This is a genomic window from Longimonas sp. (assembly GCF_040409695.1).
In the GTDB taxonomy this organism is placed as follows: domain Bacteria; phylum Bacteroidota; class Rhodothermia; order Rhodothermales; family Salinibacteraceae; genus Longimonas.
The window spans coordinates 1-9,066 of the sequence record NZ_JARWGJ010000102.1; the positions used below are offsets into that span (position 1 = coordinate 1).

Sequence of the window (9,066 nt, forward strand, 5' to 3'; positions counted from 1 at the left end):
TTTGCAGTCCGTTTCTTGCGTGTGCTGTGTAGCTGTGCTTCCTTCAGCAGGTAATGCAAGGAGAACCCACAAAAAGAAGTCAACGTCTGTATTCGAGGCAGCTACAAGGATTGTACCCAATTGTGCCGTGCATATACCAGATCATTGTCTCTCCATCTACCAGGAGATTGCGCCGTTCGCACAAGGTATAACGAAAGGGATGCGCACATTTTCAGAAAAACCAGCAACCGGTTTGATGCAGGAGGCATGCGCATCGCAGAATACACTACCGTCTCATATAACATACGCTCGCGTATCACGCAGCCGTAGCACAGCCCCCTGCAGACCTCTCGGACTTTAGCTACTAATGACGGAGAGCGGGCGGATGCGTGCCACCTTAGAGGCAAGTCCGGCACCTACAACGGTATCTACGACTGCCTCGACATCATCTTTCGTCTGCACGCCGCCCTCGCTACCTGCAGGAGCGGTCTGGTTGGGCAACTCTTGAGCGCTGATGGTGCGCCCGGCGCCATGACAGGCCGACCCGTAGCTCTTCTGCATGCTGTCGCGCGTTGCGAGCATCACGAAAGACGTTCCGTCGCGCTCGCCCGGTACGATAACGGGCTGCCCCAGTGCACGGTAGGGGAGCGAGATGCCCGGCGTGCCTGGTCCGAAGGCCCGCGCCGCTCCTTTCCGGTGCACAAAGCATCGCACATGATGATCGTCGACCTGATGCATTTCAACATGGCCGAGCGTGTGCGCTACGTCGTAAACCGTGCGGAGACGGTCGCCAAGTCCCCCAAGCGCCTCGTCGGCTGACTCGCGGACGCGGTGGGCGAGCACCTGGCGGTTGGCATATGCGTAGTTGGCTGCGGCGCGCATCGCGCCGATGTAGTCTTCGGCCTCCGACACGTCGAGGGGCACGTAAGCCAGGTCGTCGCTTGGCGGCGTGGTGTCGTGCGAAGGGCCAGCGTCCTGGAAGTGCGTGATATAGTCGTCGCAGACCTGCCGCCCGTATCCGCGCGAACCGCAGTGAATGAGAACCGTCAGGCGGCCTTCACGCAGCCCCATCGTTAGCCCTGCAGCCCGGTTGTACACCTCTTCGACAACGCCGATCTCAATGAAGTGCGCCCCGCTTCCGAGCGTACCCAGCTGCCGGCTGCCGGCATCGCGCGCTGCAGCACTCACTTTGTCGGGATTGGCCTCGTTGAGGCGCCCCCCTTCTTCAGCCCGTACCAGATCGTCCTGACGCGCCATGTCGCTGCGCAAGGCCCATTGCGCACCCGACTGCGCGACATGGTCGACTTCGCTTTTCGTAAGATGCAGCGATCCTTCGGCGTCGTCGCCACAGGGAATCGCCTCGCAGAGTGCATCGTGGAATCCGTCGAGATCGCCCTCCACATCCGAAAGGCGGATTGAGGACCCCAGCAGACGCACCCCTGTGTTGATGTCGCGCCCAATAGCAGCCGGCGCAATGGCCCCGACCGGATACTTCGACACCGCCACGATGCCTACAGGCGCGCCTTTACCTGGCGACACATCAGGCATAACCATAAGGTGCCCCACCAGCCCCGGCAGCGAAGCAGTGTGCACGATCTGGTCAGCAGTAGGCCCTAAAAGGATCCGTTCCAGGAGCGCTTCATTGGCTAAAAATCGAACGGGGACGCGCATGTCGGGGTGGGCCGACACCGGCAGCTCCCACGTAAAATCATCAATTTGCGCCACATCAGAACGGTCCATACACATCGGATGCACACGGCTACGATCGCCAAAAAACAGCGTTGTATGCGCGTGCTTAAATAATTGTGAGCGAGATATCTACAGTCTAATTTAACCTCTGTAACATTTGGCGTGTTCCATTTTTTCCTGCAAACAGACCCCTCTTACATCCCGTATCAGCAAATCAATCCATATCCTCAACCCGGCTTCCCCACGCTCTATTTCGTTCATGGACCTCTCTCTGCCCGACCGTTTTTCCTCAGCTACGTTCGCCTCGTACGTGCCAGCTCACCCTTCGCAAGACGAAGCACGTAGCGCTGTACAGGCGTTTGTGGATGCCGCGCCCTGGCAACGGTCATGGCCACAGCGCCTTGCTCCGTGGCGTCGCGAACCCGCACAGCGCGGACTCTACCTCGTAGGCCCGGTAGGTACGGGTAAGACCCATCTGCTCGCGTCAGCGTATCATACGCTGCATCCCGACACGCCCTGCGGGTTCATGCACAGCCACACGCTCTTCCACCAGACTGAAACGCCCTACCGCGTAGCTCGCTCCATTGCCGACCGGTGTACGGTCTTCTGCCTCGATGAGGTTGAGATCGACGACCCGGCTAACGAGGCCCGTCTCGTGCATACGCTTCAGGCGCTCGACGAAGCAGGCGTCTATCTTCTCGCCTCCAGCAACGTACGCCCCGAAGCATTTTCGTCGACTAACGTAGGCCCAACACGCTTCCAGCACTTCCTGCAGAATACATTCGGGGGACGCTATGCGCTGCAGCCGGTTGAAGGCCCCGATTATCGACGCGAAGCGCCTTCCGACGCTGCAGAAGCACACGGGGCCATCTACGTAGGCGCTCCCGCGCATACGCAGTCGCACTTAAGAAGAGCCTGCGCAGACTGCGATGATGTGGTGTATCTCTCTTTCGCTGAGCTACGCGAGCGGAGCCGCAATACTGCACACGATACGCTTGTGCGGCAGCTCACGCGTCCGGCATGCCTTGCTATTGAAGATGTGACAATTGCCTCCACCGATGATGCGCTGCGACTGCTGCGCGTCGTCGATGCGCTGTATACCCATCCCGAAGCGCCTGTCCTGTACATGACTGCTCGCAGGCCGCCCGATGACTGGTTTGCCCCCGACCAGTTTGCCGGGCTCGCCCGAGCCATCGCGGAGAAGTTTACACGTACGGTGTCTCGCCTGCATGCGCTCTGTGCCGTGGTCTCCGTCTCAACGCCTGTAAAGGAGTAGCCGCCGATACAGCGCCTACACTGCTACATTCCGACCCGCTATTCAGCATGATGACTACTCGACATCCTACTCGACATCTACGTCAACAGGCATCGCTTCGTGAATCTCGATGGGCGTACCCCACATGCGTATAGAGGGGCGCCCAGGAAACTCTTCGCCGCGAAACCGAATCTGGAGCCCTTCTTGTTGCAGAGAGTCAGGCAGCGTACCGCCCGGGTCGTAGCGCGTGCTGTCGCGTGCGATGATCGACCAGAAGCCGCCTTCCAACTCCTGGTAGCGCACCGTTCCCGTAGTGCTTATCATATCTTCAAGCTCAGAGGCTTCATCATCCGGAGAAAGCGAGGGTACGTCGCCGGCAGGCGCGGCGGTGTCGGGAGGCGTAGAGCCGCATCCGCCCAGTGCCAGCAGGCCCACCGTTCCTCCAATAAGGAGCAGCGGCACCAGATGCGAGATGCGTAACCTGTTGAGCATAAGCATGGTGCGGTAGACCATTTGCGAAGGGGCTATAGGTTACAATGCTACGTTACAACACTACATTACAATACGATGAAGCCCGCGCGCACGTAAATCGTTCCGAAACGTATACCCGTAAGCACAGGTGTCAGCACTGTCACAACAACCATGCACGCACGAACCCTGCCACCATCTTTCATCCTGATATGCACGATACGAACACGGATCACCAGCGCCTATCTGCACGAGTCACCGGCCGCGTACAGGGCGTCGGGTTTCGCCATTTCACCCGCACAACCGCTCGACGCCAGGACCTCACCGGCTGGGTCCGCAACGAACCCGATGGGTCGGTGCGCCTCGAAGCCGAGGGCCCACACGAAGATCTACAGGCGCTGCTCGATGCCGTCCATGAAGGGCCGCGCGCAGCCCGTGTCGACGCTGTAGACGCGGAGTGGAGCGACGCCACCGAGGACTTTCAGCAGTTTGAGGTACGGTACGCATGAGCACTCCCTTCGCCGTACACGAAGCGCTGCGGTGGGGCGCCGAGCGCCTCGCCGACGTTGACGGGCGTCCGCACCAGCAGGCGCGCTGGCTCTTGGCCGAGGTACGTGGGCAGTCGAGCACCCAGCTCGTGGGGGATGCGCACGCCGCGCTCTCCCCGAAAGAGCAGAAGCGATTCGCCGCGCTGGTGCGCCGCCGAGCAGCCGGCGAGCCGCTGCAGCATGTGCTTGGCCACACAAACTTCTACGGGCTCCGCATCAACGTTACCTCGGATGTGCTCATTCCGCGCCCGGAAACCGAAGTGGTTGTCGAGCAGGCGCTTGCGATGCTCGCAGGCGTAGACGCCCCTCGCGTGTTCGACGCGGGCACCGGAAGCGGATGCATCGCCTGCGCCATCAAGCATGAGCGGCCCGACGCCACCGTGTGGGGCGGCGATGTCTCGGACGCGGCCCTCGGTGTGGCGCGCCGCAACGCTGAGGCGCTTGCGCTCGATGTGCGCTGGCAGCACTTCGACATGACTGCCGACGACGCCGCAGAGCACGCGCCCGACGCCCTCGACCTGCTCATCTCCAACCCGCCGTACATCCCGGACCACGAGGCCGATAGCCTCGATGCGGTTGTGCGCGACTACGATCCGCATGAGGCGCTCTTCACGCGGGGCGACGCGCTGCGTTTCTACCGGGCGCTGGCCCGCTGGGGACGCACCGCGGTGCGTCCGGGCGGCTTGCTGCTGGTTGAGACGCACGCCGACGGCACTGCCGCGGTGGCGCAACTCTTCCGCACATATGGATGGACAAGCGTCGATGAGAAGGCCGATTGGTCGGGGCGTCCGCGTATGGTGTGGGGGCAGCGCCCCGGCTGAGCGCCGCCCGTGTGCATCCCCCTACCGCTGAATTGCTGTTTGCGGAACAGATCTGTAGAACAGCCTGAAGCAGGCGCCTACGCCGCAAACCCGTAGACGCGTGCGGCTTCGCGGTGCATAACGGCGTGCAGGTCGGCGGTGTCTTCGGGCGTTTGGGCATAGCCTCCCGAGAGGAGGAGCACCGTTGCCAGATCGCGCTCATGGAGCGTTTCGAGCACGTATCCGTCGCGCTGGTGCAGCCCGCTGCGAGTAAGCGACAGGCGTCCGTAGCGGTCGTTAGCCATCACGTCGATGCCGGCGAGGTAGAACACCAGATCGGGCCGGGCTTCGTTGAGCACGCCAGGCAGGTGCGCCGTGAGCGCCTCCATGTAGTCGGTATCGCCACAGCCATCGGGCAGGGGCACGTCGCGGGTAGAGGCCGGCTTCTTGAACGGATAGTTCTTCGCGCCATGCATTGAGAAGGTGTAGACCGAAGGCGAACCCGCAAAGAAGGCGGCATTGCCGTTGCCCTGGTGCACGTCGAGGTCGATAATGCAGACGCGGTCGACCCAGCAGGCCCGCTGCAGCACACGAATCGCCACGGCCACATCGTTGAGCACGCAGAAGCCCTCGCCGTGGCCTGGCATAGCATGATGCGTGCCGCCCGCCAGGTTGGCTGCGAGTCCGTCTTCGAGCGCCATCATCGCCGCGTTGAGCGTGCCCTGCACGGCGACCCGCGAGCGGTAGACCAGGCGCTCCGACCACGGCAGTCCCATGCGCCGCTCTTCGCGGCGCGACAGCGTGCCCGTGGCCAGCGCATTCAGATAATCAGAAGTGTGCACGTGCAGCAGATCCGACCAGTCGGCCTGGCGCGGCGCCACTACGTCGTTCGGACGCAGGATCCCTTCCTCAATGAGCCGGGCATGCAGCGCCGGAAATTTCCCCATTGGAAACGGATGCCCTTCGGGCAGGGGCACGTAGTACCCGTCGCAGTAGCTTGCGCGCATCCAGCAGAAGAGTTGGTACGGCAGTATATCGGGGATAACAGGGGAACGGCGCAGGACGCCTTCAGGCCGGCTTACTCGCCTGCAAACGCTTCGAGCGACTGGTCGCGGAAGGCACCGGTGCCCACGTAGCGAAGCAGCAGCATGAAGTCGCTTTTCTCCACAGCACCCGGCAGCATCCCGATGCGCTCGCCCTCGCCGGTCATGAAGATAAGCGTAGGAAAGCCGTGTGCCCCCAGACTCGTTGCCAGATCGGGCGCCATCATCGTCTCTCCCAGAAAGACGTGCTCCTCAGCCGGATCGTCCGCGTTGATGCGCACCATCACGAAATGCTCCTCCATCAGCGCCTGCACCTCATCGTCGGCATACACCTCCTGCTCCAGGCGCTGGCAGTGCGGGCACCAGGGCGCGTACACATCGATGAAAACGGATCTGTCGGTGTTGGCTGCCGTGTCGAACGCCTCCTCCATCGAGATGAGCGGCAATTCGTCTTCAATCTCGCCGGCCTCCGGCGACTGCGCCAGAGCCGGCGGAACGTGCAGCAGGCTGAGCGTCAGAAACAAAGCAAACGAGAGCGTAGACAAGCGCGTCATACAGACATCAAAACAGGAATAAGAGCATAAGGGATGCGCAGCGGAGCCGCTGGTACCGGAGGCACCATCGCCAAAACAGCAACGCGCAGCCACGCCATTGGGATGGCCCCTTGTCCGAAAAGTTCCTCTACAGGAATGTAGTTTCATCACGCGCCAGGGCAATAAGTAGACCCACAAAAGTATCTTCGATCATGTCATTGCGACGAGGGAGCGTGCGACCGACGCGTCGCTGGCGCTCGTCGCAATGACAAGGCGTAAGTGTATTTTTGTTAATCTGATTATAAGGCAAGCTACATAGACGATTCACATATATGATTCCATGTGTGTCTGCTCTGTACTATCGTGCGCAAGCCAGGCCATGACACGGACATGAGGCGATGTAAAGATCGGAGGGAAACCCTTCGGCTCCGCATCGCTACACTGCGCATTGTACTGCGTGCGTGCTACATTGCAATCTGCGCGCGTGCCAATTGCGTCTGCACGCATGCCATCGACTGCCGTTGCTGCTCACCAACCCTGCATTCCTATGGCTGAATCGGACACAGGCCCGGCCTCCACCGTCTACGACCCCTCGCAGATCGAGGATAAATGGTACCAGTACTGGGAGGAGAACGGGTTCTTCGAGGCCCATGCCGACACCGACGCCCCACCTTTCAGCATTACCATGCCACCGCCAAACGTAACCGGGCGGCTGCACATCGGGCATGCGCTGCAAGACTCCATTCAGGATGCGCTCACGCGTATCCACCGCATGAAGGGCCACGAATCCCTCTGGATGCCGGGGCTTGACCATGCCGGCATCGCCACGCAGAACGTGGTGGAGCGCAAAATTGCGGAAGAAGAAGACCTCACGCGCCACGACCTGGGCCGCGAGGCGTTCATCAAGCGCGTGCATGCGTGGAAAGAGGAGTACGGCGACATCATCCTGCAGCAGAAGCGCACGCTTGGCGATTCGTGCGACTGGGACCGCAGCTACTTCACGATGGACGAAGATTTTTCGCGCGCTGTGCAGGAGGTCTTCGTACAACTCTACGAGGACGGACTCATCTACCGCGGCGATTACCTCGTGAACTGGGACCCCGCCAACGAAACGGCGCTTTCCGACGAGGAGGTCAACAACGAAGAACGCGCCGGGCATCTCTGGCACGTGCGCTACCCGCTCGTAACCGACGGCGAGACCGAGTACGTCACCATTGCCACCACGCGTCCCGAAACCATTCTGGGCGATACGGCGCTGGCGGTACACCCCGACGATGAGCGCTACCAGCACCTGGTGGGCCAGACCGCCCGCGTGCCGGTTCTCGACCGCGAAATCCCGATTATTGCCGACGAATACATCGACAGCGAGTTTGGCACCGGCGCGCTGAAGGTAACGCCCGGCCACGACGAGAACGACTTCGAGATCGGCGAGCGTCACGACCTCGAAACCATCAACGTGATGAACCCCGATGGCACCATCAACGCGAACGGCGGTCCGTACGAGGGACTCGACCGCTTTGCCGCGCGCGACAAAATCGTAGCCGATCTTGACGCCGACGGGTTGCTTGCAGATGTCGAAGAGCACACGATCAACGTACCGGTGTCCGACCGCTCGGGCGCCGTCATCGAGCCGCTCATTTCGCGGCAGTGGTTTGTGGAGATGGAGCCGCTCGCCGAGCCTGCCATCGAAGCCGTGCGCGACGGCACCATCACGTTCCATCCCAAGCGCTGGGAGAACGAGTACTTCCGCTGGATGGAGAACATTCGCGACTGGTGCATCTCGCGGCAGCTCTGGTGGGGCCACCAGATCCCCGTGTGGTACTACACCGACGAGGACGGCAATCCCGATCCCGACCGCGGCTATATCGTCAGCATCGACCGCCCCGACACCGACGAGGAGATGGTGCAAGACGAGGACGTGCTCGACACCTGGTTCTCGTCGTGGCTGGCGCCGTTTGCCTCGCTTGGCTGGCCTGAAGAGACCGACGACCTCGACCGCTTCTACCCGACCGACGTGCTGGTGTCGGGCTACGACATTCTCTTCTTCTGGATCGCCCGCATGGTGATGGCCGGCTACCACTTCACCGGCAAGCCGCCGTTCACGGAGATCTTCATCACCGGTATGGTGAAAGACGAGCAGGGCCGCTGGATGTCGAAGAGCCTCGGCAACGGCATCGACCCGCTCGAAATGGTCGACCAGTACGGCGCCGATGCAACGCGCTTCACCCTCACCCTGCTCTGCGCACAGGGGCAGGACATCAAGCTGGCGCCGTCAAAGTTCGAGATGGGCCGCAACTTCGCCAATAAGATCTGGAACGCCTACAACGTCTTCGGGCAGTTCATGGAGACGGATGCGCAGGGGCATCCGGTGAAAGAGTATCACGATCCGCGCTCCTTCGACGAGCTGGAGATGGTGGAGCAGTGGATGCTTCACCGTCTGCACACGGCCATCAACGACATCGAAGATGCGCTCAGCCGGTACCGCCTCAACGAGGCCGTCTCCATCGTCTACGACGTGTTCTGGCGCGACTACTGCGACTGGTACCTGGAGCTTATCAAACCGCCCTACGGCGAAGCGATGGACGAGCAGGTCATTGCGCGTGCGGCATCCATCTTCGAGACGCTGCTGCAGCTCTTGCATCCGTTCATGCCGTTCGTCACCGAAGAGCTGTGGTGGAAGGTGCGTCCGCGTGAGGAGGGCGACGCCTGCATCGTATCCGACTGGCCGCAGGCCGACGATGTGCCCCACGA

Annotated in this window: 8 protein-coding genes; 4 read left to right on the top strand and 4 right to left on the bottom strand. The window is 61.5% G+C overall.

All coding sequences use genetic code 11. The features are described 5' to 3' along the window. Positions 1-336 precede the first annotated feature (336 nt). Positions 337-1,719, bottom strand: coding sequence for an RtcB family protein (locus PPP56_RS06520; protein WP_353563230.1), 1,383 nt, complete (start codon positions 1,717-1,719; stop codon positions 337-339). 208 nt (positions 1,720-1,927) lie between these two features. Here PPP56_RS06520 and zapE point away from each other — a divergent pair, with 208 nt between their 5' ends. Further along, positions 1,928-2,944, top strand: coding sequence for an AFG1/ZapE family ATPase (zapE, locus tag PPP56_RS06525; RefSeq protein WP_353563231.1), 1,017 nt, complete (start codon positions 1,928-1,930; stop codon positions 2,942-2,944). A 66-nt stretch (positions 2,945-3,010) separates the two neighbouring features. Here the strand turns inward: zapE and PPP56_RS06530 are convergent, their stop codons facing one another. After that, positions 3,011-3,415, bottom strand: coding sequence for a hypothetical protein (locus tag PPP56_RS06530; RefSeq protein ID WP_353563232.1), 405 nt, complete (start codon positions 3,413-3,415; stop codon positions 3,011-3,013). Between the two features lie 188 nt (positions 3,416-3,603). Between PPP56_RS06530 and PPP56_RS06535 the strand changes: the two genes are divergently transcribed. Together PPP56_RS06535 and prmC are read left to right on the top strand one after the other, a co-directional pair. After that, positions 3,604-3,900 carry an acylphosphatase gene (locus PPP56_RS06535; protein WP_353563233.1) on the top strand — a complete coding sequence of 99 codons (297 nt, stop codon included), beginning with the start codon at positions 3,604-3,606 and terminating at the stop codon, positions 3,898-3,900. After that, the gene (gene prmC, locus PPP56_RS06540; RefSeq protein ID WP_353563234.1) at positions 3,897-4,760 is read left to right on the top strand and encodes a peptide chain release factor N(5)-glutamine methyltransferase; all 864 of its coding nucleotides are present in this window, start codon (positions 3,897-3,899) and stop codon (positions 4,758-4,760) included. The genes PPP56_RS06535 and prmC overlap by 4 nt, the downstream gene beginning before the upstream one ends. A gap of 77 nt (positions 4,761-4,837) precedes the next feature. Here the strand turns inward: prmC and PPP56_RS06545 are convergent, their stop codons facing one another. Next, positions 4,838-5,746, bottom strand: coding sequence for a histone deacetylase family protein (locus PPP56_RS06545; RefSeq protein WP_353563235.1), 909 nt, complete (start codon positions 5,744-5,746; stop codon positions 4,838-4,840). A gap of 71 nt (positions 5,747-5,817) precedes the next feature. Next, a complete protein-coding gene (locus PPP56_RS06550) occupies positions 5,818-6,336 on the bottom strand; it encodes a thioredoxin family protein (RefSeq protein WP_353563236.1) in 519 nt (172 codons plus the stop codon). A 526-nt stretch (positions 6,337-6,862) separates the two neighbouring features. Between PPP56_RS06550 and PPP56_RS06555 the strand changes: the two genes are divergently transcribed. Further along, on the top strand, positions 6,863-9,066 hold a 2,204-nt coding region (locus tag PPP56_RS06555; RefSeq protein WP_353563237.1), incomplete at its 3' end, for a valine--tRNA ligase.